The organism is Pseudarthrobacter cremeus, assembly GCF_051857465.1.
Classification (GTDB): domain Bacteria; phylum Actinomycetota; class Actinomycetes; order Actinomycetales; family Micrococcaceae; genus Arthrobacter.
This window is the reverse complement of record NZ_JBPZHC010000005.1, coordinates 219,394-240,815: the sequence shown is the minus strand read 5'-3', so window position 1 is coordinate 240,815 and position 21,422 is coordinate 219,394. Positions and strand designations below refer to the sequence as shown.

General features: G+C 65.3%; 18 protein-coding genes. 13 read left to right on the top strand and 5 right to left on the bottom strand.

Going from position 1 to position 21,422, the window contains the following annotated elements; genetic code table 11:
* Positions 1–28 precede the first annotated feature (28 nt).
* Positions 29–922: a 5-deoxy-glucuronate isomerase gene (iolB, locus tag ACS5PJ_RS11410; protein WP_439435002.1), complete on the bottom strand. Its 894-nt coding sequence runs from the start codon at positions 920–922 to the stop codon at positions 29–31.
* A 17-nt stretch (positions 923–939) separates the two neighbouring features.
* Positions 940–1,680, bottom strand: a complete 741-nt coding sequence (locus ACS5PJ_RS11405; protein ID WP_439435001.1) for a GntR family transcriptional regulator — start codon at positions 1,678–1,680, stop codon at positions 940–942.
* Positions 1,681–1,922: 242 nt separating this feature from the next.
* Between ACS5PJ_RS11405 and ACS5PJ_RS11400 the strand changes: the two genes are divergently transcribed.
* Positions 1,923–2,393, top strand: coding sequence for an SRPBCC family protein (locus tag ACS5PJ_RS11400; protein WP_439435000.1), 471 nt, complete (start codon positions 1,923–1,925; stop codon positions 2,391–2,393).
* Between the two features lie 6 nt (positions 2,394–2,399).
* Positions 2,400–3,536 carry an LOG family protein gene (locus ACS5PJ_RS11395; RefSeq protein ID WP_439434999.1) on the top strand — a complete coding sequence of 379 codons (1,137 nt, stop codon included), beginning with the start codon at positions 2,400–2,402 and terminating at the stop codon, positions 3,534–3,536.
* Positions 3,537–3,566: 30 nt separating this feature from the next.
* Here the strand turns inward: ACS5PJ_RS11395 and ACS5PJ_RS11390 are convergent, their stop codons facing one another.
* Both ACS5PJ_RS11390 and ACS5PJ_RS11385 read right to left on the bottom strand, forming a co-directional pair.
* Positions 3,567–4,550: a matrixin family metalloprotease gene (locus tag ACS5PJ_RS11390; RefSeq protein ID WP_439434998.1), complete on the bottom strand. Its 984-nt coding sequence runs from the start codon at positions 4,548–4,550 to the stop codon at positions 3,567–3,569.
* Positions 4,550–5,731, bottom strand: coding sequence for a VIT1/CCC1 transporter family protein (locus tag ACS5PJ_RS11385; RefSeq protein ID WP_439434997.1), 1,182 nt, complete (start codon positions 5,729–5,731; stop codon positions 4,550–4,552). The genes ACS5PJ_RS11390 and ACS5PJ_RS11385 overlap by 1 nt, the downstream gene beginning before the upstream one ends.
* A gap of 220 nt (positions 5,732–5,951) precedes the next feature.
* Here ACS5PJ_RS11385 and ACS5PJ_RS11380 point away from each other — a divergent pair, with 220 nt between their 5' ends.
* On the top strand, positions 5,952–6,176 hold the full coding sequence (locus ACS5PJ_RS11380) for a hypothetical protein (RefSeq protein ID WP_439434996.1): 225 nt from the start codon (positions 5,952–5,954) through the stop codon (positions 6,174–6,176).
* A 124-nt stretch (positions 6,177–6,300) separates the two neighbouring features.
* Here ACS5PJ_RS11380 and ACS5PJ_RS11375 read toward each other — a convergent pair whose 3' ends face one another.
* Positions 6,301–7,824, bottom strand: a complete 1,524-nt coding sequence (locus ACS5PJ_RS11375) for a sodium:solute symporter family protein (protein ID WP_439434995.1) — start codon at positions 7,822–7,824, stop codon at positions 6,301–6,303.
* A gap of 284 nt (positions 7,825–8,108) precedes the next feature.
* Between ACS5PJ_RS11375 and ACS5PJ_RS11370 the strand changes: the two genes are divergently transcribed.
* From ACS5PJ_RS11370 to ACS5PJ_RS11325, 10 genes are all read left to right on the top strand, one after another.
* Entirely contained in the window at positions 8,109–8,684 is a 576-nt protein-coding gene (locus ACS5PJ_RS11370; RefSeq protein WP_439434994.1) for a helix-turn-helix domain-containing protein, read from the top strand.
* A gap of 173 nt (positions 8,685–8,857) precedes the next feature.
* The gene (speB, locus tag ACS5PJ_RS11365; RefSeq protein WP_439434993.1) at positions 8,858–9,937 is read left to right on the top strand and encodes an agmatinase; all 1,080 of its coding nucleotides are present in this window, start codon (positions 8,858–8,860) and stop codon (positions 9,935–9,937) included.
* Positions 9,930–11,624, top strand: coding sequence for a thiamine pyrophosphate-binding protein (locus ACS5PJ_RS11360; protein WP_439434992.1), 1,695 nt, complete (start codon positions 9,930–9,932; stop codon positions 11,622–11,624). Before speB ends, ACS5PJ_RS11360 begins: the two co-directional genes overlap by 8 nt.
* 167 nt (positions 11,625–11,791) lie before the next feature.
* Entirely contained in the window at positions 11,792–12,280 is a 489-nt protein-coding gene (locus ACS5PJ_RS11355; protein ID WP_439434991.1) for a MarR family winged helix-turn-helix transcriptional regulator, read from the top strand.
* Positions 12,281–12,299: 19 nt separating this feature from the next.
* Entirely contained in the window at positions 12,300–13,922 is a 1,623-nt protein-coding gene (locus ACS5PJ_RS11350) for an MDR family MFS transporter (RefSeq protein ID WP_439434990.1), read from the top strand.
* Positions 13,923–14,129: 207 nt separating this feature from the next.
* On the top strand, positions 14,130–15,863 hold the full coding sequence (locus tag ACS5PJ_RS11345) for an ABC transporter ATP-binding protein (protein ID WP_439434989.1): 1,734 nt from the start codon (positions 14,130–14,132) through the stop codon (positions 15,861–15,863).
* Positions 15,864–16,033: 170 nt separating this feature from the next.
* Positions 16,034–17,965, top strand: coding sequence for an ABC transporter ATP-binding protein (locus tag ACS5PJ_RS11340; RefSeq protein WP_439435122.1), 1,932 nt, complete (start codon positions 16,034–16,036; stop codon positions 17,963–17,965).
* A 155-nt stretch (positions 17,966–18,120) separates the two neighbouring features.
* On the top strand, positions 18,121–18,537 hold the full coding sequence (locus ACS5PJ_RS11335; protein ID WP_439435121.1) for an acyl-CoA thioesterase: 417 nt from the start codon (positions 18,121–18,123) through the stop codon (positions 18,535–18,537).
* A gap of 203 nt (positions 18,538–18,740) precedes the next feature.
* Positions 18,741–19,007 (top strand): PLDc N-terminal domain-containing protein, encoded by a 267-nt coding sequence (locus ACS5PJ_RS11330; protein ID WP_439434988.1) that lies wholly within the window; start codon positions 18,741–18,743, stop codon positions 19,005–19,007.
* A gap of 73 nt (positions 19,008–19,080) precedes the next feature.
* On the top strand, positions 19,081–21,312 hold the full coding sequence (locus ACS5PJ_RS11325; RefSeq protein ID WP_439434987.1) for an McrB family protein: 2,232 nt from the start codon (positions 19,081–19,083) through the stop codon (positions 21,310–21,312).
* Positions 21,313–21,422 lie beyond the last annotated feature (110 nt).

The following is a 21,422-nucleotide window of genomic DNA, read 5'->3' as shown; positions in this document are numbered from 1 at the left end:
GAGGGGAGCTTTTTGGTTCACCGAAGAATCAGGCGCCGAACGGCAGGCGGGGGTCAACGTCCTGGCCGTCCCAGCTCTGCCGCACCCAGCCGTGGTGGGGGTCATCGCTGATCAGCCATTCGCGGACCGGGCCGGGGCCAGCCATCACGTTGAGGTAGTACATGTCATAGCCGGGGGCGGCCATGGCAGGGCCGTGCCAGCCGTACGGAACCAGCACAACATCGCCGGTGCGGACCTCTGCGGCGACATCAATGGGACGCTCGTCCGAGGCGTACACACGCTGGTACCCGATGGCATCGGCGTCGGCCGGAGCCCCGCAGCCGTCGGCCACCCGGGTCTCGAAGTAATAGATCTCCTCGAGCCGGGTCTCCCCGTCCTTCTCCTCATCGTGCTTGTGCGGGGGATAGGAGGACCAGTTGCCGGCGGGCGTGAGTACTTCACAGACGATAAACCGGTCAGCTTCCAGTGCTGCAGGCGTCCCGAAGTTGTGGACCTGGCGTGAGCAGTTTCCGGCGCCGCGGAGTTCCACGGGGGTTTCGGCGGCGGTGACCAGCCGGGTGGGGTAGGACGACCTGGCGGGAGCGGTGGCGACCGCCACCCTGCCGCCGTCGGCCGAACTGATGGTGACGGCCTTGCCCGTGCCTGTGTAGAGCACATCGCTGGGGCCGTGGAAAACCGACGCCCGCCCGCCCAGCCGGTGCTCAACGCCGTCGACCGTGGCGGTGAACGAGCCATTCAGCGGAACGATGATCCGTTCCTCCTCCGCTGCAGGAAGGACGACGGCGGCGCCGGCTGCCAGGGTGGCCACCTTCAGGCCCGTGTGTGCCCAGCCGTCCACGGCCAGTGATGAATCGGAGGTTCCGAGTGAGATGTCCCAGCCGCCGTCGGCGGCGGTGCCCAGGGGATAGACCCAGTTGGCCATGGAGTTTTTTCCTTGCGTTAGCGCTGTACGAGTGTCATTTCAAAGCTGTAGGAATCGGCACGGTAGACGTGGTTGCCGGTTTCGACACGCCGTCCGGTGTCGTCGGTGGCGGTTCGCTCCATGGTGACCAGTGCCGAGTTCACCGGCGTCTCCAGTAGCCCGGCCTGGTATTCATTGGCGATCACGGCCCCGATCCGCTGGGTGGCGAGGCGGAAGTTGACCCCGCCACGGCGCAGGATGGCGTAAAGCCCCTCGGCGGCGAGGGTTGCCTCGTCGATGGTGACGATGTCGTCCCGGACCCAGTTCTCCATCAGTGCCAGCGGTTTTCCGCCGACTTTGCGCAGCCGGGTGAAGTGGTAGACCGTGGATCCGGCGGGGATCTGGAGGGCGGCCACAGTGGCTGCGTCTGCCTCGCCGTGGGAGAAGCTCAGCACCTCGGTGGTGGGCTTTTTGCCGTTGTTGGTGAGATCGTCGAACAGGCTGGAAAGCTCCAGGGGCCGCCGGACCTGGCTGGAGACGACCTGCGTCCCGACGCCACGCTTGCGCACCAGAAGCCCGGAGCGGACCAGTTCGTCCATGGCCTTGCGCATGGTGGGCCGGGACAGGTTGAGCTGGGCGGCAAGGTCGATCTCGTTGTCCAGCCTGCTGCCAGGTTCGAGGACACCGCTGTGGATGGCCGCCTCAATCCCCTGGACCACCTGGTGGTACAACGGGACGGGGGAGGACCGGTCGATGATGAGGCCGAGTTGGTTCGTCACTGAAATGCTTCCTCAGGTTCCGCGCTGCCCGGCCGGCGCCCCTTGTGGAGGCGCTGGTCTGCATATGTTCGCTTGATAGGACATACTTCCAGTTCGATGATATCAGCAGGTGCGGGGCCGTCAAGGGAACGTTGGAGGTGTGGGGAAGGCGGCAAGGAAACATGTCCGGACATGAGTACGAAGCGCTTCCAGTGCGTGGCCCGCCCATCCCGGCCGTGACTGGCTGCCTCTAGGCTGGGGGAATGACTAACCGATACCTCATCTCCCGTGAGCGCTTCATCGCGGCCCCGCCGGAAGACATTTTCGAAATCCTCGCCACGCCGTCGATGCACAGCGTCATCGATGGCTCCGGCACCGTCAAAGGCGCCCAGCCGCGCGGGCCCGAGCGGTTGTCGGACGGAGCGAAGTTCGGCATGGAGATGAACGTCAAAGTGGACTACAAGATCCTCAATACGGTCTGCGAGTTCGAGGAGGGCCGGCGGATTGCCTGGCGCCACTTCTACGGCCACATCTGGCGCTACATCCTCGAACCGGCCACGGGAGCTGACGGCACCCCCGGGACCCGGGTCACCGAACAGTGGGACGCCCGGGCCGTCCGGGGCAGATTCTTCCTGCGGCTGGCAGGGTACCTGCGCCGCCATCCGGTCAGCATCGAGGAAACCCTGGTCCGGCTGGATCGGCATCTGACGGGCACCGCCGAAGTGGCAGGCTAAGAAACCGTGGTGGACCTCACCGCCAGCCGCGGCCACAGCCCCCGCACCCTTGAGGTTGAGAGCCTGGAAAGCTTCGACCGGCTGGTGGGCGCCGGGGCCGTGGCCATGCACGGCTGGCATGCCCAGTCCCTGGACCTTCGCGGCCGGCAGGCTGCGCTGGACACCCTGGATGTCGAAGGCGCCATTTTCCTGGGCTGTACTTTCGATCCGGGGGTCGAAGACCGCATCCGCCGGCGCGGCGCCCTGATATTTCCACGCTTGGAAGGTGTTCCCTTCGATCCCTACCGGGCACGGTTGTACACGCCGCAGGAGTTGTACACAGGATTGGCCACGTCACCGTACGAGGAGCTCCCGGATGCGCTCGTGTACCAGTGGAGCATCCAGCCCGGACAACGGCACCGGCTGGAATCCACCTTGGCCTCGGCGCTTCATGATCATGCGATCGGCGATTCGTTGGAGGAGTTCCTCGGCTCGGACCTGGTCGTCGGCCGGCCAGTGGTCGGCGTGATGGGCGGCCACGCGGCCCAGCGCGGCAGCGAAGAGTTCTCCCAGGCCGTCTCGCTGGGGAGATTGCTCGCCCTCAGCGGGCGCGTCGTCGCAACAGGTGGCGGGCCGGGCGCCATGGAAGCTGCCAACCTGGGCGCCTACCTCAGCGGCGTCGCTGAAGCCGACGTACAGGCAGCGCTCGCAGGGCTCGGCTCCGTCCCCGGGTTCCGGCCCTCCGTGTCCGCGTGGGCGCGGGCGGCTGCCGCCGTCGTCGAACGCTTCCCGGACGGTACCCCGTCGCTGGGGATCCCCACCTGGTTCTACGGGCACGAGCCGCCGAACTACTTCGCCACGCACATCGCCAAATACTTCGCCAACGCGGTGCGGGAGGCGATCCTCTTGGAGGTCTGCGACGGCGGCATCATCTTCCTGCCGGGCGCGGCCGGTACCGTGCAGGAAATCTTCCAGGACGCGTGCGAGAACTACTACAGCGCCCGCGAAGCCGTCACGCCCATGGTGCTGGTGGGAAAGCGGCACTGGGAGGAGGAGTACCCGGCGTGGCCCATCCTCCAAAAACTGGCCGCCGGACGGGTCATGGAGGACCGGATCTTCCTGGTGGACAGCGTGGAGGCCGCGCTGGAGGTCATTGCCGGGTAAGGCCTACCGGTGCGGTACAGGGACCTGGAGCTACAAGTCCTTGCGGCACTGGGCTTTGCTGAGTTCGTACAAGCCATTGAGATCGCCGGCTGCGAGTCCTTCCGGGGTGCCGATTTCGGGGTACATCAGCTGCCTCGGGTCGTCCACGTGTTCCAGGCCCATCACATGGCTCAGCTCGTGCAGGATCACCGCCGTGGCATACAGCTTCCCGTCGGGCTGGCGCAGGTCCTCCCTGATCTGGGGTGCGTCCAGTTCCAGGCTGCCGGTGACAAAGGCCTTCGGCCCGTCGTCGAAGCTGTAATGCGTACTGCCGCCGGTGCCAATGACCTTGCCCTTGAGTTGCGGGGCAGTTTCAGGGGTTGTCCAGGAGATGAGAAGGGGCGCCCACCGGTCACCATAGGCGCCGGGCTGGTAAGGGGCGCGCTGCCCGGACGGCTGCTCCGTGGTGGCTCCGTCATAGATGAACCGGATGCCGGTAGCCCGGGAAATGGTGCTGATGGCATCCGGAACAAGCTGCTGGGCACCGGCCGGAACCAGTTCGGCATTCACCACGTAATGCAGCGGCCGGCAGGGAGAGTATCCCACCGGGGTGCCGTCGCCGTTGACCGCGAGGAAACCGTACGAATCGCTTCCCACTCCCGGGACCTCAGGGACGCCCAGTGGCTCTGCGGCCTCTTCCAGCCCGGGCGGTGGGGCTTCGGCGCCCTTTCCGCTCAGTGGTCCGGCCCGGCCGGCTGTTCCCGGCTCCGGCGTTCCGGTCTGGCCCGCGCCCGGTTGAAGGCCGCCCGGACCCAGCCGCAGATCCAGCAGTCCGAGGAGGCGCGGATCCCCGTACACAAACCCTGCGAGCAGGAAAGCCGCAGCACCGATCGCCGTCACCAGCAGGAAATTCCGGACAATACCAACCCGCCACCGCGGGCGCCCGCCGGAGGGAGTCCGGCGGGAGTGGCGCCCTTCGGAGTGGCGCCCTTCGGAGGGGCGTCCGTCGGAGTGGCGCGGGGGCCCGGCGTCCACTAACCCACCACGGTGCCGAAGGCCAACCCAAGCAGGTACGTGACTCCGGCAGCGCCCAGGCCGATCGCCAGCTGGCGCAGCCCCCGCGTCAGCGGCGACGTGCCGGACAGCAGCCCCACGATTCCACCGGTCACCAGCAACGCCAGGCCTACCAGGACGCCGGCCACAACAAGCGCCGCCACTCCCGTCATTCCGAACAGGAACGGCAGGATGGGCACGATGGCGCCGGAGGCAAAGAAACAGAAGCTGGAAAATGCGGCGCCCCACGCGGTCCCGATCGCCTCATGCTGGTCCGCGGCTTCGGGCAGTTCAGGCTGCAGGGACAGGCTGGGGTCGCAGTCGCAGGCAAGCAGCCCTGTGCGTTCCGCCACACGGTGTTCGGCGGCCTCGCGGGACATGCCCCGGGCCAGGTACACCAGCAGCAGTTCATTGTGTTCAAGGTCGAGTTTGGGCGCGGCCGCCAGGGTGATCTGGGTCGGCCTGGTGGCTGCGAGGAGTTCACGCTGGGAACGCACGGAAACAAATTCGCCGGCTCCCATGGACATGGCGCCGGCCAGGAGCCCGGCGATACCGCTGAGCAGCACCACGCCGCTGGCAACGCCGGAGGCAGCCATGCCCATCACCAGCGAGAGGTTGCTGACCAGACCGTCGTTGGCACCGAACACTGCAGCGCGGAAGGTGCCGGCAAGGCGGTTCCGGCCACGGGTGGCCAGGCCGCGGACTACTTCTTCGTGGATCTGTTCATCTGCCGCCATCGCATCGGTGGCGTTGGGGTCCCGGGCGTAGGGGGAGCGGCCCTCGGCGCGCTGGGCCAGGGCAAGGACGAACACCGAGCCGAAGTGGCGGGCCAGGAAGCCCAGCAGCTGGCTCCGCAGCGACGCGGGCCGGGACTTCTCGGCGTTCTCGCCCAGGAGCGCCAGCCAGTGGGCTTCGTGGCGGCCTTCGGCTTCGGCGAGGGCCAACAGGATGGCGCGCTCTTCACCCACGCGGTTCTGGGCCAGATCGCGGTAGACGGCAGCTTCGGCGCGCTCGTCCGCGAGGTACTGGCGCCAGCGGCGGATGTCTCCTGCAGTGGGCTGTGGTGCTGAGGGGCTGGATTCCGCGGAGGGATGGGTGCGGTTGGGTTTGGCGTGCTGAGTCACGGAGGCTCCTGTGCTGGATAGGGCATGGTTCTGCCCCATTGCAAAGCCCAGCCTACCGCGGAAATCCGCGGATTTTCGGCTGGCAGACCTCACTCGCAAGTTTCGGCGGCCCGTAAAATATCCCGCTGCGGCGGGTCAGCCAACGCGGGTCGTCCGGCCCTTGACCCGGCATTCCGGCGGTGCTGTTATGAAGGTGTGGGCGCCCGCCACCGCCCGGCCAAGAGAGCACGTCACAGGCGAAGAAACGGAGGTTGGACTAATGAACACCACCGGAGAGCACCCGGACCTGCCGCACCTTGAGTCTGTTGAGGCGGATCCCGCGTACGACTATGCCGAAGACATTCCGGTTGACGAGGACGACTGGGACGCAGAGGACGAGTTCCTGGACGCCGAGGAAGTCATCGTTCCGACGCCCCCGGTCAAGGTCGACGCCGAGGAACGCGTGGTTCCGCTGGATGAGGACGAGTTCCGCGGGATTGAATAGCGCGGCACAGGGCCGCACGTCCAGATAAGGCACACAAGTCAGAACGGACGACGGCGGCACCTCCGGTTCGCTGGGATGCGAACCGGAGGTGCCGCCGTCGTACGTCTTTAAGTGCGCGAAGCTTCTAGCGTGCCGGAACCGCCACTGGTACTTCCTCATTGTCCCTGCCGGCAACGCGCCGGACCCAGTTGCGCATGACCTGGGGATCCGTGGGCTTGGTCAGCAGCGAGACCGCAACGTAGACCACGGCCGATGCGACCAGGCCGAAGTAGATCGGTTCGTTGGCGAAGACGCCGTCCAGGGGGACCTCGGCATTGATCTCCAGCACAATCATGGTGCCGAGCGTAATGACCGAACCCACCGCCATGGAGGCGGCAGCGGCGAGGCCGGTTCCGCGCTTCCACACCAGGCCGCCCAGGATTGCCACGAGCAGCCCGCCCACCAGGATGTCGTAGGCGATGGTCAGGGCCGCCACCACGTCCTTGGTGATGATGGCGATGAGGATGGCTACGATCCCGAGTCCCAGGACCCACCTGCGGTTTGCTTTGACGTCGTGCTCCGGGTTGTCGGTGTCCTCGGTGTTGATGTCCTTGCCGAACCAGCTGGCGACGAAGGGCAGGACGTCGGCGCGCGCCACGGTGGCCGCCGCGATCAGGGCGCCGGAAGCGGTGGACATCATGGCTGCCACGGCTGCGGCGAGGACCAGCCCGCCGATGCCGACCGTGAGCAGGTTCTGGGCTACCTCGGCATAGACGATGTCCTTGCCGCCGGTGGCAACATCGATCTCAGGCAGGGCAACTTTGGCGCCCAGGCCGATCAGCGCGCCGGCCACACCGTAAAGGATGCAGTAGATGCCGGCAGTGGCGCCGCCCCAGCGTGCCACCTCCGGATTTTTTGCCGTGAAGACGCGCTGCCAGATGTCCTGCCCGATCAGGAGGCCAAGGGTGTAGACCACGAAGTACGTGATGATGGTCTGCACGCCGATGCCGTCCAGCTGGAAGAAGCTTTCATCCACGCGGCTGCGGATACCGTCGAGACCGCCGGCGGCGTTCAGGGTGAAAGGGAGCATCAGCAGGAAAATGCCTACCGTTTTGATGACGAACTGCACCTGGTCGGCCAGGGTGATGGACCACATCCCGCCGATGGTGGAGTACACCAGGACGATGGCTCCGCCAATGGCGATGGCGAGCCAGCGCTCCCAGCCGAAGAGGACCACGAAGATGGTGGCGTAGGCGCTTGTCGAGGTCGCGCACAGCATCAGGGTGTAGGCCAGCATGACGATTCCGGAAGTCTGAGTCGCGTTGCTGCCGTAGCGCAGGGTGAGCATCTGGGAAACGGTGTAGATTTTCAGCCGCTGGATGGTGCCCGCGAAGAGAAGGCTCAGGAGCAGCACGCCGGCCCCGATCGCCACCACAAGCCACATGCCGGAGATGCCGAACTTGTAGCCGAGGCCCACGCCGCCCACGGTGGAGGCGCCGCCGAGGACCACGGCAGCCATGGTGCCGGTGTAGAGGAACGGGCCCAGGCGGCGGCCGGCCACAAGGAAGTCGCTGTTGTTTCTCGTGCGGGATTTGCCCCACCAGCCAAACGCCAGCATTGCAATGAGATACACCACCACGATGGCGATGTTTACGAAGTTAAGGTCCATGTCGGGGTTCCTTGGGAGCTTAGGTGCAGCGTCTTGAGGCCGGCAGTGCTGCTGGAAGCCGGTATTTCTGCTGCTCTTGTGGCGTGGGAAAGGGCTAAAACGAACCATGAATTGCCTGACAGGCAACATTTGTTGTCCGTCAGCGTATTCTGTGACCGGCGTAACAGTCAACGTTGCTACGCCACATGCTTTTCTGCGACGTACCGGGCCGCACTGTGCGGGTTGCTGGCCATTAGGATTGCTCCAGAGATGGGGCCGGACCCCCGGCTACGAAAGGTTCGCACATGAAGGCACTGCCAGTAGAGCCGAGCAACACACCGGTAGCCATCGGTTCCCGGATCCGCGCGGCCCGGCAGTCCCAGCGGCTGACCATCGAGCAGGTGGCCGATGCCACCGGCCTGACCAAAGGGTTCCTCAGCCGCGTCGAGCGCGATCTCACCTCGCCGTCGGTCGCCTCGCTGGTGACGCTCTGCCAGGTCCTCTCCATCTCCATCGGGGACCTGTTCATGGCCCCGGAGACGCACCTGACCAAAAAGGGCGACGGGCCCAGGATCTCCCTGGGTGGCCAGGGCATTGTGGAACGGCTGCTGACGGCGCGTTCCGAACGCCGGGTCCAGATCATCCAGGCCGTCATTGCACCCCGTGGCCGCGGGGAATCAGAGCTGTATGCCGTGGACTGCGATGTGGATGTGCTGCACGTCATCAAGGGCCGCATCCGCCTGATCCTCACCAATGAGGAATATGAACTCAACACCGGCGACACCGTGACATTCCCTGGCCGCGAACCGCACACCTGGGCCAACCCCACTGACGAGTCCGTTGAAGTCCTCTGGGTCCTGGTGCCCGCCGCCAGCCGGTAGCTTGCATCGTTTCCTGCTGGGTGCGCTCCAGCCCCGGTTTGTTTCCGGGCCGCTTGCCGTCAGTCCCGGTGCACCGCGCCCCGATCCTGATGTAAACATTTGGTGCACATCACGAAACTTCTGGGTATGATGGGTGTCACACCCGCCGAACAATCCCCGAAGGAGGGGCCACTGTGAAAGAGCTGCGCATCGAAGCCAACGGAAACCTCGGCCCGATCGACTCATCCCGTATCCCGCGGTACGCCGGCGCTGCCACGTTTGCCCGCCTGCCCCGGCTTGACCAGGTCACGAAGGCCGATGTGACGGTGGTGGGGGTGCCCTTCGACTCGGGCGTCTCATACCGCCCCGGCGCGCGGTTCGGTGCCAACCATGTCCGGGAGGCGAGCCGCCTGCTCCGCCCCTACAACCCGGCCTGGGATGTCAGCCCGTTCGAGAACATCCAGGTTGCCGATGCCGGTGACATGGCGGTCAATCCGTTCAACATCAACGAGGCCATCGAGACCATCCAGCAGAACGCGCTGAACCTGACGGCGGCCGGCAGCAAACTGGTGACCCTCGGTGGCGACCACACCATCGCGCTGCCCCTGCTCCGCGCAGCCGCGGAACGGGCGGGCGGCCCTATCGCCATGCTCCACTTCGACGCTCACCTGGACACCTGGGACACCTACTTCGGCGCCGAATATACGCACGGCACCCCGTTCCGCCGGGCCGTGGAAGAAGGCATCCTGGACACCGAAGCCATCAGCCACATCGGTACCCGCGGCCCGCTCTACGGCAAAAAGGACCTCGACGACGACCACCGCTTCGGGTTCGGCATCGTCACCTCCGCTGACGTCTACTACCAGGGCGTCCTCGAGACGGTGGCCAAGGTCCGCGACCGGATCGGCAACCGCCCGCTCTATGTCTCCGTCGACATCGACGTCCTGGACCCGGCGCACGCCCCGGGCACTGGAACCCCCGAGGCCGGCGGCATCACCAGCCGCGAACTCCTGGAAATCATCCGCGGCCTCCGCGGCATGAACCTCGTGGGCGCCGACGTCGTCGAGGTGGCCCCCGCGTACGACCACGCCGAAATCACCGGCGTTGCAGCAAGCCACGTCTCCTATGAACTGGTCACCCTGATGGCGGACAATGCTGTTCCAGGGGACCGGTTCGGCGCAGCCAACGGCTACGCCGCCCAGGCCCTCGGCCAGGAGATCCGCCAGCCTGCCGGCTTCGCAACCGCCACTAAGGAGTCCCGACAAGATGATTGATTTCGACCCCGGCACAGCAGCTCCCACCAAGGGGACCAGCCAGCGCAACGGCGGGGACCTCGTCGTCGAGACCCTCGAAGCACTGGGGGCCAAGACGGTTTTCGGTATCCCGGGCCAGCACGCGCTGGGCCTGTTTGATGCCATGGGCCGGGGAAACCTGCATTTCGTGTCCTCTCGGGTGGAGAACAATTCAGCCTTCGCCGCCGACGGGTATTCGCGGGCGACAGGTGAAGTGGGCGTCCTGTTCCTGTCCACCGGCCCGGGTGCGCTGACTTCCCTGGCCGGGCTGCAGGAGGCCTACGCAACGGGCGTCCCCATGGTGGTGGTGGCAAGCCAGATTCCGCTCGACGGGTTGGGGGCCCGCCGCAAGGGCATGCTCCACCAGCTCGATGACCAGAAGGCCTCGGCCGCCAACGTCACCAAGAGCCAGCGCCTGATCCAGCACGCCTCCGGCATCCCCTCGGCCATCCAGGATGCCTGGACCGAGGCGATCTCCTCCCCGCAGGGCCCCGTCTGGCTGGAAATCCCGCAGAACGTGCTGCTGGATCCCATCATGGTTCCCCCGGTCGAGGACGCGCTTGCCGAGGCGGCGGACAATCCGCCCCGGGTTGAGCTGATCCGTGAGGCAGTGAAGTGGCTGTCGACGGCGGAACGTCCAGCCATCATCGCCGGCGGCGGTACGCGCCGCGGCCGGGCCGAAAAGTCCCTGCTTTCCATTGCCGGGAAGCTTCGCGCCCCGGTGATCTGCACGCCTGGCGGCAACGGCGCATTTCCCTGGAACCACGAGCTCTCCCTGCAGTCCTGGATCGAGGACCGCCACATGACGGACCTCCTGGAAGACGCCGACGTCCTGATTGTGATCGGATCCTCCCTGGGCGAGGTCACGTCCAACTACTTCACCTTCGAACCCCGCGGCCGGATCATCCAGATCGACGCCGAACCACGGGTGCTCGAATCCAACAGCCCGGGCCTGGGCATCCGCGCGGACGCCGGCCAGGCGCTCGCCGCCCTGGACAAGGCGCTTCAGGCCGCACCCGGAATCGAACCCGACTGGCACGGGGTGACCCCTGAGACCCTGGTGAAGGAGTCGTTGGCCAAGGTGCGCGAGCGGCTGGAATCGCAGGACCTGGGCAAGGAACTGAAGTTCATGGCCGATATCCGGGAGGCAGTTCCCGCAGACATGCAGACCTTCTGGGACATGACCATCGCAGCGTACTGGGGATGGAGCTGCTGGGATGCCAGGGACGGCCAGTTCCACTCGGCCCAGGGCGCCGGCGGCCTGGGCTACGGTTTCCCGGCCGCCATCGGCGGGGCCGTAGGGCTGGAAACGCTGGGCAAACCCGGCAGGGTCCTTGCGGTTTCCGGCGACGGTTCGTCCATGTACTCCATCTCCGAACTTGCCACGGCGAAGCAGCACAATGTGCCGGTGACGTGGCTGATCGTGGACGACGGCGGCTACGGCATCCTGCGCGAATACATGGTGGGCGCCTTCGGCAAAGCCACGGCCACTGAGCTTGCGCGCCCCGACTTCGTCAAACTCGCCGAGGCGTTCGGCGTCCCGGCCACCAAGGTGGCCCCGGAGGACGTGGGGGACGCACTCAAAGCGGGCTTCGCCGCCGACGGCCCTAACGTCGTCGTCGTCGAGACCTTGCTCAGGATGTTTAGTCCCACCCATCTGGACAGCTGAGAACCGCTCCGGAAACAGCGCGGACCGGCAGTTGACAGCCCCTCGAAACCGGGCTGTTGGCTACCGGTCCGCGTTCGGCGTTTAAGGCACCTCCGCCTGTTAGTTTCCCAAAGCAACCATTATTCGATATAGTTGCCCGAGGCAAGCAAAATCAGGGGAGCTCAATCATGGCAGTTGCGCCAGATACCGCGGCGGACCTCGTCTCCCGCATTTTCGACCTCCAGCGCGTGGTCCGATGCGTGGCGAACGCGAGTTTCCGCGGCATGGACACCGGGGTGGCGCTGCAGGGCGTCCTCAGGTTCGTGGGGGAGGGCGAGTCCCGTGCCACCCACCTGGCCGAACGCCTGGGCGTCAGCGCCCCTGTCCTCAGCCGCCACATCGCGGACCTTGAAACGCAGGGGTACGTCACCAGGCGGCAGGATCCCGACGACGGCCGGGCCCAGTTGGTTGCCTTGTCGCCGGCCGGGGTGGATAAGCTCCGGCAGATCGAGCAGCACCGGGCGGCCACCCTGCAGGACTACCTCAGCAACTGGAGCCAGGACGACGCCGAAGATACGGCGCGCACACTGGCAAGACTCACGGATTCCCTGAAGCACTCAGCCCGGGCAACGGCGACCGGTCCCATCACCACGACCCAGACCCACAAGGAGCACTGACATCTCAAGGAGCACTGACATGCCGAATCCACCCGCCGCAGCGCCGCCCTTGGCGATGACCCACCGCCAAATCATGGAAGCCCTCACCGGGATCCTCGCGGCCTTCTTCACCGCCATCCTCAGCAGCACCATCGTGGCCAATGCGCTGCCCACCATCATGTCCGATCTCCACGGCACCCAGACCGACTTCGCCTGGGTGATCACGGCCGCACTGTTGGCCAACGCCGTCACCACCCCGATCTGGGGCAAGCTTGCGGACCTCTTCAACAAGAAGGTCCTGGTCCAGCTGAGCATTGTCATCTTCGTGGCCGGCTCGGTGATGGCCGGATTGTCCGAGACCATCCCGCTGCTGCTCACCGCCCGCGTCATCCAGGGCATAGCCATGGGTGGGCTCACGGCCCTGTCACAGGCCATCATCGGCACCATGATCCCGCCCCGGGACCGCGGCAAATACTCCGGCTACATGGGTGGCGTGATGGCTGTGGGCACCGCCGGCGGCCCCCTGCTGGGTGGTTTCATCGTGGACAGCCCGCTCGGCTGGCGCTGGACGTTCTTCGTCTGCGTGCCGCTGGCCGTGGTTGCCCTCATCCTGCTTCAGGTCACCCTGAAGATCCAGCACATCCGGCGCCCCGCCAGGATCGACTGGCTGGGCTCCATCCTCTTGACCTCAGGTGTCAGCCTCCTGCTGATCTGGGTCTCCTTCGCCGGCAACCCCGCCTACTACGACTGGGTTTCGTGGCAGTCCGCCGCAATGGTGGGCGGCGGTGTGGTGCTCCTGGCACTGCTGGTACTGGTCGAATCCAAAGTGGAGCAGCCCATCATTCCGCTCAAGATCATCTCCGAGCGCACCACCGCCCTGGCCATCCTTGCCTCCGTCGCCGTGGGCGTCGCGATGTTCGGTTCAACGACCTTCCTGGGCCAGTACTTCCAGGTGGCCCGGGGTGCCACGCCCACCGAGGCCGGCCTGCTGACGCTTCCCATGATCGCCGGAAACCTGACCGGCTCCGTCATTTCCGGCCTCCTGATCAGCCGCACCGGAAAGTGGAAGGGCTACCTGATCGGCGGGTCCGTTCTCTTGATGGGCGGACTGGGCCTGGCCGGCACGATGGACCACACCACCGAGCTGTGGCAGGCAGGGGTCTTCACCGCAGTCCTGGGCATTGGCCTTGGCATGCTGATGCAGAACCTGGTGCTGGCCGTGCAGAACACCGTGCGGGCATCCGACATCGGAACGGCCAGCGCATCGGTGGCATTCTTCCGCTCAGTGGGTGGCGCGATCGGCGTGGCCGTGCTGGGCGCCATCCTGAGCAGCAGGGTCAGCCAACTGGCTACCGAAGGCCTGGCCGCTGCCGGCATCCCCGTGGCCGGCGGTACGGCCGGAGCCAGCATGGACCTGGTGGACATGCCCGCTCCCGTCCGCGAAATCATGCGCGCCGCCTACGGTGATGCCACTGCCGAGGTGTTCCTGATCTCCGCCGTCGTCGCCGTCGTCGCCCTGGTCTCCGTGCTGTTCATCAAGGAACGCCCGCTGCGGCGCACCGTGGACGTCCAGCCGGACACCCGGCCCGACCTCCAGCCGGACAGCCACCTGGAGGCAGACGCGGAACGGCCGACGCCGGCACTCACATCCGTGAACAGCTGACCGCCGCGGGAACAACAGCTGAGGCCCGGTTCCCTTCCCGGGGAAGTCCGGGCCTCTTTTGTCCGCGCCGGGACGTTCGGATGAACTCTGCCGCAGATGTTACGCCGGGCCAACTGATTTCGTAGAGTTGGAACCGCAGGAATGTCAGCCCAGGCTGCTACTACTTGAACTCACCTATTCGCGCTCTCTCCTTAAGGACCCGTGGGCATGCTCCTCACCCTCATACGGCAGTACTCCAAGCCGTATTTGCCGTACATCGTCACCGTCGTCCTCTTCCAACTGGCGTCCACCATCGCGGCGCTCTACCTGCCCAGCCTGAATGCGCAGATCATCGACGAAGGCGTTTCCCGCGGGGACACGGATTTCATCTGGCGGACCGGCGGCCTGATGCTCCTGGTCGCTTTTGCCCAGGTAGGCACCGCGATTGCCGGCGTGTACTACGGCTCCAAAACGGCCATGGCTGTGGGCCGGGACCTCCGCCGGGGGGTCTTCCGCAAGGTCACCAGCTTCTCCGCCAAGGACGTCAACACGTTCGGAGCGCCCACCCTGATCACCCGCGGGACCAACGACGTCCAGCAGGTCCAGATGCTGGTGCTGATGGGCCTCAACTTTATGGTGGCCACGCCCATCATGTGCATCGGCGGCATCATCATGGCGCTGCGCGAGGACATCAGTCTGTCCTGGCTGGTCTGGGTGTCGGTTCCGGTGCTGATTGTGGTGGTGGGGTACCTGGTGGTCCGGCTGATTCCGCTCTTCCGCACCATGCAGAAGAAGATCGACCGCATCAACGCCGTCCTGCGTGAGCAGATCATCGGCATCCGGGTGGTCCGCGCCTTTGTCCGCGAACCTTTTGAAACCGAGCGCTTCGGTGTGGCCAACAAGGAATTGACAGACGTATCGCTGAAGATCGGCGCCCTGTTCGTCCTGATGTTCCCCACCATCGGCATGATCCTGCATCTGTCCACGGCAGCAGTGCTGTGGTTCGGCGGCCAACGCGTCGATTCCGGTGACATGCAGGTGGGCGCCCTGACGGCATTCCTGCAGTACCTCCTCCAGATCCTCATCGCCGTCATGATGGGCACGTTCATGGCCATGATGATCCCGCGCGCCTCGGTGTGTGCGGACCGCATTGGTGAAGTGCTCGACGTCGAACCCTCCATCCATGACCCCGAACGTCCGGAAACGCCTGCTACCCTTGCCGGCGTTGTGGAATACCGGAATGTCACCTTCGCCTACCCCGGCGCAGAAGCGCCTGTGCTGAGCAACATCAGCTTCACCGCGAAGCCGGGGGAGACAGTGGCCATCATCGGTTCCACCGGTGCGGGCAAAACCTCCCTGTTGTCCCTGCTGCCGCGCCTCTACGACATCGCGGACGGCGAGGTACTCCTGGACGGAGTGTCCGTGGCCAACCTGGACCGGTCCGAGATCACCAGGCGCGTAGCACTGGTGCCGCAGCGGCCATACCTGTTCTCCGGCACCATCGAGCACAACCTGCGCTTCGGCAAGACCGACGCCACGGACCAGGAACTGTGGGACGCACTGCACGTGGCCCAGGGCGAGGACTTTGTCCGGGCCAAAAAGAACGGCCTGAACTCCCGGATCGCCCAGGGCGGCACCAACGTTTCCGGCGGACAGCGGCAACGGCTCTGCATTGCCCGGGCGCTGGTCACCAAGCCCAAGGTCTACCTCTTTGACGACTCGTTCTCGGCACTGGACGTTGCCACCGACGCCCGCCTCCGTGCGGCGCTGAAGAACACCACCGCCGAAGCCACCGTGATCATCGTGGCGCAGCGGATCTCCACCATCATCGAGGCGGACCAGATCCTGGTGCTGGACAACGGCCGGATCGTGGACCGCGGAACCCACGAGGAACTCCTGGAAACCTCACCCACCTACCAGGAAATTGTTGAATCCCAGCTGAGCGTGGAGGAAATGGCATGAGCGGCCCCAAGAAGGACGCAGCACCGGCCGGGGCCCAGGGCGCCGAAGCGGCAGCGGACACCGACGTGGCATTGGACGCCCGCGTGGCAGCGGATCCTGAGGCAACGCCGGACCTCCTTGACGACGACTTCGTCGAGGAGGAATTCAAGCCCTCCGAGGCCGACGGCGACATGTTCGGCGGAGTGCCCGCCAAAAAGGCTGAACACTTCTGGCCTTCGGCGAAGCGCCTGATGGGCCTGCTGAAACCGGAAGCAGCGGGCATTTTTGCCGTGGTTGCCCTGGTAATAGTGTCCGTGGTCCTGAACGTCATCGCGCCCAAGATCCTGGGCCAGGCAATGGACGTGATTTTTGGCGGCGTAGTGGGCAGGCAGCTTCCCGCGGGAGTCAGCAAGGATGACTTCGTGGCTGGCCTGCGCCAGCAAGGGCAGGACAACTTCGCTGACATGGTGTCCCGGATGGAGCTCATTCCGGGGACAGGGATTGACTTCCAGAAACTCTCGGTCCTGATCGCGATTGTCCTGCTCATGTACTTTGTGGCCAACATCTTCCTGTGGCTCCAGGGCTACGTGCTGAACCGGATCGTTATGAAGGTCATCCGCAAGCTCCGCGACGACACGGAAAAGAAGCTGAACCGGCTTCCGCTGAACTACTTCGACACGCGCCAGCGCGGCGACGTGCTCTCCCGGGTGACGAACGACGTCGACAACGTCCAGCAGGCGCTCCAGCAGGCCTTCGCCCAGCTGATCAGCTCGCTGCTGACCGTCATCGGCATCGTCATCATGATGTTCATCGTGTCCTGGGAGTTGGCCCTTATTGCCCTGATTGCGCTGCCCCTCGCGGGCGTGGCGGCGGGCATGATCGGCGCACGCAGCCAGAAGCTCTTTGCGGCGCAGTGGAAGAACACCGGTGCCCTGAACGGCCAGATCGAGGAATCCTTCTCCGGGCACGACCTCGTGCGGGTCTTCGGCCGTGATGCTGACATGCTGGCCCGCTTCGAAGAGCGCAACGAGGAACTGTACAAAGCGAGCTTCGGCGCACAGTTCGTCTCGGGCATCATCTTCCCGGTGATGCAGTTCGTCTCCTACCTCAGCTACGTGGGCATCGCCGTGGTGGGCGGCCTGCGCGTCGCCTCCGGCTCCATGTCCCTGGGCGACGCCACCGCCTTCATCCAGTACTCACGCGAGTTCACCCAGCCCCTGGGCCAGATGGCCGGCATGGCCAACATGCTGCAGTCCGGTGTGGCGTCCTCGGAGCGCGTTTTCGAGTTCCTCGACGCCGATGAGCAGGATTCGGAGACGGCCACCGAGCACCTGCCGGCAAAGACGGACGGGCACGTCGAATTCCAGGACGTCACGTTCAGCTACACGGAGGACAAGCCGTTGATCGAAAACCTGTCCTTCACGGCTGAGCCCGGCCACACGGTGGCCATCGTTGGGCCCACGGGCGCCGGTAAGACCACCCTGGTCAACCTGGTCATGCGGTTCTACGAGCTCAACTCCGGCTCCATCACCCTGGACGGCGTGGACGTGACGCATCTGAGCCGGGCCGAGCTCCGCTCGAAGGTGGGCATGGTGCTGCAGGATGCCTGGCTGTTCGGCGGGTCCATCTACGACAACATCCGGTACGGCAACCTGGATGCCAGCGAAGAACAGGTCATGGCGGCCGCCAAGGCCACGTTCGTGGACCGGTTCGTGCGTGCCCTGCCCGATGGCTACAACACGGTGATCGACGAAGAAGGCAACAACGTCAGCGCCGGCGAAAAGCAGCTGATCACCATCGCCCGCGCGTTTGTGGCCAACCCGTCGCTGCTGATCCTGGACGAGGCAACCAGCTCTGTGGACACCCGTACGGAACTGCTGGTCCAGAAGGCCATGGCGGCGCTGCGGACGGACCGGACCAGCTTTGTGATCGCGCACCGGCTCTCCACTATCCGGGACGCGGACACCATCCTGGTCATGGAGAACGGCAAGATCGTGGAGCAGGGCAACCACAAGAGGCTGCTCGCCGCCGAGGGTGCCTACTACCGCCTGTACATGTCCCAGTTCGCCGGTTCCAACGTGGAAGAAACCATGGTGGATGATTCGACGGCGGTGCACAGCTGAGCATGCACGCGGACCCGTCCGATCCCCAGCGCACTGGTCCCCGGCTCACCGATCCCGGCCTCACTGAACCTGGCCTCACCGAGCCCGGCCTCACTGAACCCCAGCGAAAGGATCCCCATCCCCCTGATCACCGGCGCATCGAGGTCCTGGTGCCGATGCGCTGGGGGGATATGGACGCCTACGGGCACATCAACAACGTCCAGATCGTCCGCATCCTAGAGGAAGCGCGGATCGCCGCTTTCGGCCCGCCGCGGGGGGCCGGCCTGCCCGGAATTGAGCCGGAGGTATCGCTCTTCAACGATGTCCCTGAGGGTGTTTTGGCTTTGGTGGTGGACCACCGGATCCGCTACGTGAAAACCCTGGAGTACCGGAACATCCCTGCGGTAGTGCAGGTGTGGATAGGCGCCGTGAAGGGTGCCAGCTTCGACATCCACTACGTGATCCAGGACCCCGTCACGCGGGAGGACTGCGTCCGGGCCAGCAGCCACCTCGCCTTTGTGGATGAAGGCACCGGCCGGGTCCTGCGCCTGACCCCGGAGCAAAAGGAGCGGATTGCGCCGTTCGTGCTCTGAATGATTCGTGCTCTGAAAGGTTCGTGCTCTGAATGATTCGTGCTCTGAAAGGTTCGTGCTCTGAATGAACGTCAGAGTGAACACTGCATGACCTTTCTGCGCAGAAAGTTTGCCTTTCAGATCCCGGCAGGTGGGCCTTTGGCCCGTTGCGGGGGCTTGGCGCACACTGGAAACTGAAAATATCTATCAAAGGAGCGTTGACCATGGCCAAGAACCGCCAGCAACACAAGGTCCCCAAGCAGCGCAAGAAAACCTGGAAAGAGATGTCCCCGGCTGCACGGGCCTCATTCGTGGCGATCGGGATTGTGCAGATGTCCTTGATGGTGGCCGCCCAGCGCGACATCTCACGCCGCCCGGCAGCGCAGATCAACGGTCCGAAGGCGGCGTGGCGGGCTGCGTCCCTGATCAATTTCATCGGACCCATAGGCTACTTCGTGCTGGGACGCAAGAGGCCCGGAGCAGCTACTTAGGCCTTCACGCCGAAGCCCACATGGCAGCAGGCTGTGGAGCAGGCACCCAGCTTGAGCCTGTAAATTTGAAGCCATGACTCCAAGCCCTAAACCCGTCATGCCCCGTGCCCCCGGCATCTCGCAGGAGATCGAGGATGCGGCCTGGTTTGTGCTCGGGCCGGGCCTGCAGGGCAAGCCGTCCGCCCTTGACGGAACCACCCCGACGTGGACGTCGGAGGCAGCCGCGGAGCTGCTGGAGCGGCTGGAGAAAGGCGGCACGGACGCCAAAGCGCCCATGATGACCAACCTCCGGCAGAACCTCGAGGGGGCCTCACGGGAAGCCAAGCAGCTGGCCGTCGAGCTGCTCTTCCTGCAGTCGCTGCCGCTCGCCCACGAGGTCAAATCACTCAAGGTCAAACGCGCCAGGGTCACTGAGGCCGCATCCTGGCTGGAGCCCCCGCTGGAGCTGCCCGAGGAACTCTACAAGGGCATGACGGACCACGGCGTGATCCGGGACCGTACGGCCGAGTTCAACTGGACCATCTGGGACCACCTCAAGTGGCTTTGCCGGTTCGTGCAGCACGTGGACCAGCAGGCTCCGCCATCGATCGCCAACGCACTGAAGGACCCGCAGAAATTCCACCAGCTTGCCGCAGGCACCCCGGGGGACCAGCCCGCCATCCGCCGCAGCATCGAGTACCTTGCCTGGCCCAGCTATTTTGAGCCGGTGGTGGCCGACGTCGAGCGCCAGGAGATCAGGGACGCCTTCGCCTCCCTGGTGGGCGGCGCCAAGGGTGACACCGACGAGGACATTACCGCGGACATCCACCGCATCCGCGTGCACCTGGACGAGCAGGCCGGCCAGCGGATCGACTGGTACGCCCGGCAGCTGGTCAGCCAGTGGCGCAAGGTGGGGGATCCGGGCCGCCGCGCGTGGCTGCTCCGTACCCACAGCGACAACACCGAGCTCCTCGCCGCTTGGCAGGGGGAGGAGAAGGTAACACTCGACGTCGAACATCTCCGCCTCCTGGACCCCGGCGTGACTGCCGGGCTGGTCCAGCACGCGGTGGACGAGGACTACAAGCACCTGGGCTACGTGGAGCGTGAAGACACCAAAACGGCCGTTTTCGCCTTCCTCACCGTCATGAAGCCCGGGGACCTGGTCCTGTGCCAGCACGCCGGTGCCGTCCGGCTGGGCGTGGTGCTGGGCGAACCGGAGCACAATGAGGACAACCGCCAAATGCGCCGCAAGGTCCGGTGGTTTGAGGACGCCCACACCACCGCGGACCTGCCGCGGCATGTCCAGCGGCAACTAGCCACACCGGGAATCATCGTTGACGTCACCAAAGTGGTGCAGGCACTCCAGTCCCTCGTGCCGGCCGAGGCGGAACCGGACGACGACGACCCCGCTACGGCCGCCGTCGAGGTCGTCCCCGTGCAGGAGGGCTTCCGCCCGCTGAGCCGCGACTTCGCGGATTCGCTGCACATGGACCTGGAACCGCTGCAGGAAATCGCAGAGCTGCTGGAGGAAAACCGCCAGCTGGTCCTGTACGGCCCGCCCGGAACAGGCAAAACGTATCTGGCCAAGCACCTCGCCGCGGAACTTGCTGATGACAGCACCGATGAGCGGGTGAAGCTGGTCCAGTTCCACCCGTCGTATGCCTACGAGGATTTCTTCGAGGGTTACCGGCCGGACAAAACGGACGAGGGCCAGGTGTCCTTCAAGCTCGTTGCGGGGCCGCTGCGCCGGCTGGCAGAGGAAGCTGCCAAGCCCGGGAACGAAAGCAAGCCCTACTTCCTGATCATCGACGAGATGAACCGCGCCAACCTGGCCAAGGTGTTTGGCGAACTGTACTTCCTGCTCGAATACCGTGATGACCGGATCTACCTGCAGTACAGCCCCAATGAGCCGTTCACGCTGCCGGACAACCTGTACATCATCGGGACCATGAACACCGCGGACCGCTCCATCGCCATGATGGACGCTGCCATCCGCCGGCGCTTCGCGTTCATCGAGCTGCATCCGCAGACCGAACCGGTGAAGGGTTCACTGCTGCGGTTCCTGCAGGCAAGGGAACTGGATACCACACCGGCGCTGTTGCTGGATGCCCTTAATGCGGCCATCGACGAGTGGGACCGGGACCTGATGATCGGGCCGTCCTACTTCATGAAGCCCGCCGCGCAGACACCGGCCGGCCTGCGCCGGATCTGGAAGTACGAGCTGATGCCGCTGCTGGAGGAGCATTACCATGGCCAGCTGAACCGGGCGCAGCTTGAGGAACGGTTCGGCCTGGACCAGTTGCTGGGACGCCTTGCTGACAGATAAGCCGCTCCAGGCCAAGCCGCTGACGGATAGGCCGCTGCCGGCCAAGCCGGCGGATAAGCCACTACCGCCCGAGCAGCTGCCGGCCAAGCCCGCCCATGATCCGGCGCATG

What these genes read in the sequence shown, in the direction of transcription:
- iolB (WP_439435002.1), bottom strand. Translation starts at nt 922, where the DNA reads ATGGCCAACTGGGTCTATCCCCTGGGCACCGCCGCCGACGGCGGCTGG.
- ACS5PJ_RS11400 (WP_439435000.1), top strand. Translation starts at nt 1,923, where the DNA reads ATGACTAACCGATACCTCATCTCCCGTGAGCGCTTCATCGCGGCCCCG.
- ACS5PJ_RS11385 (WP_439434997.1), bottom strand. Translation starts at nt 5,731, where the DNA reads ATGGGGCAGAACCATGCCCTATCCAGCACAGGAGCCTCCGTGACTCAG.
- ACS5PJ_RS11380 (WP_439434996.1), top strand. Translation starts at nt 5,952, where the DNA reads ATGAACACCACCGGAGAGCACCCGGACCTGCCGCACCTTGAGTCTGTT.
- ACS5PJ_RS11375 (WP_439434995.1), bottom strand. Translation starts at nt 7,824, where the DNA reads ATGGACCTTAACTTCGTAAACATCGCCATCGTGGTGGTGTATCTCATT.
- ACS5PJ_RS11370 (WP_439434994.1), top strand. Translation starts at nt 8,109, where the DNA reads ATGAAGGCACTGCCAGTAGAGCCGAGCAACACACCGGTAGCCATCGGT.
- ACS5PJ_RS11360 (WP_439434992.1), top strand. Translation starts at nt 9,930, where the DNA reads ATGATTGATTTCGACCCCGGCACAGCAGCTCCCACCAAGGGGACCAGC.
- ACS5PJ_RS11355 (WP_439434991.1), top strand. Translation starts at nt 11,792, where the DNA reads ATGGCAGTTGCGCCAGATACCGCGGCGGACCTCGTCTCCCGCATTTTC.
- ACS5PJ_RS11350 (WP_439434990.1), top strand. Translation starts at nt 12,300, where the DNA reads ATGCCGAATCCACCCGCCGCAGCGCCGCCCTTGGCGATGACCCACCGC.
- ACS5PJ_RS11345 (WP_439434989.1), top strand. Translation starts at nt 14,130, where the DNA reads ATGCTCCTCACCCTCATACGGCAGTACTCCAAGCCGTATTTGCCGTAC.
- ACS5PJ_RS11340 (WP_439435122.1), top strand. Translation starts at nt 16,034, where the DNA reads ATGTTCGGCGGAGTGCCCGCCAAAAAGGCTGAACACTTCTGGCCTTCG.
- ACS5PJ_RS11335 (WP_439435121.1), top strand. Translation starts at nt 18,121, where the DNA reads ATGCGCTGGGGGGATATGGACGCCTACGGGCACATCAACAACGTCCAG.
- ACS5PJ_RS11330 (WP_439434988.1), top strand. Translation starts at nt 18,741, where the DNA reads ATGGCCAAGAACCGCCAGCAACACAAGGTCCCCAAGCAGCGCAAGAAA.
- ACS5PJ_RS11325 (WP_439434987.1), top strand. Translation starts at nt 19,081, where the DNA reads ATGACTCCAAGCCCTAAACCCGTCATGCCCCGTGCCCCCGGCATCTCG.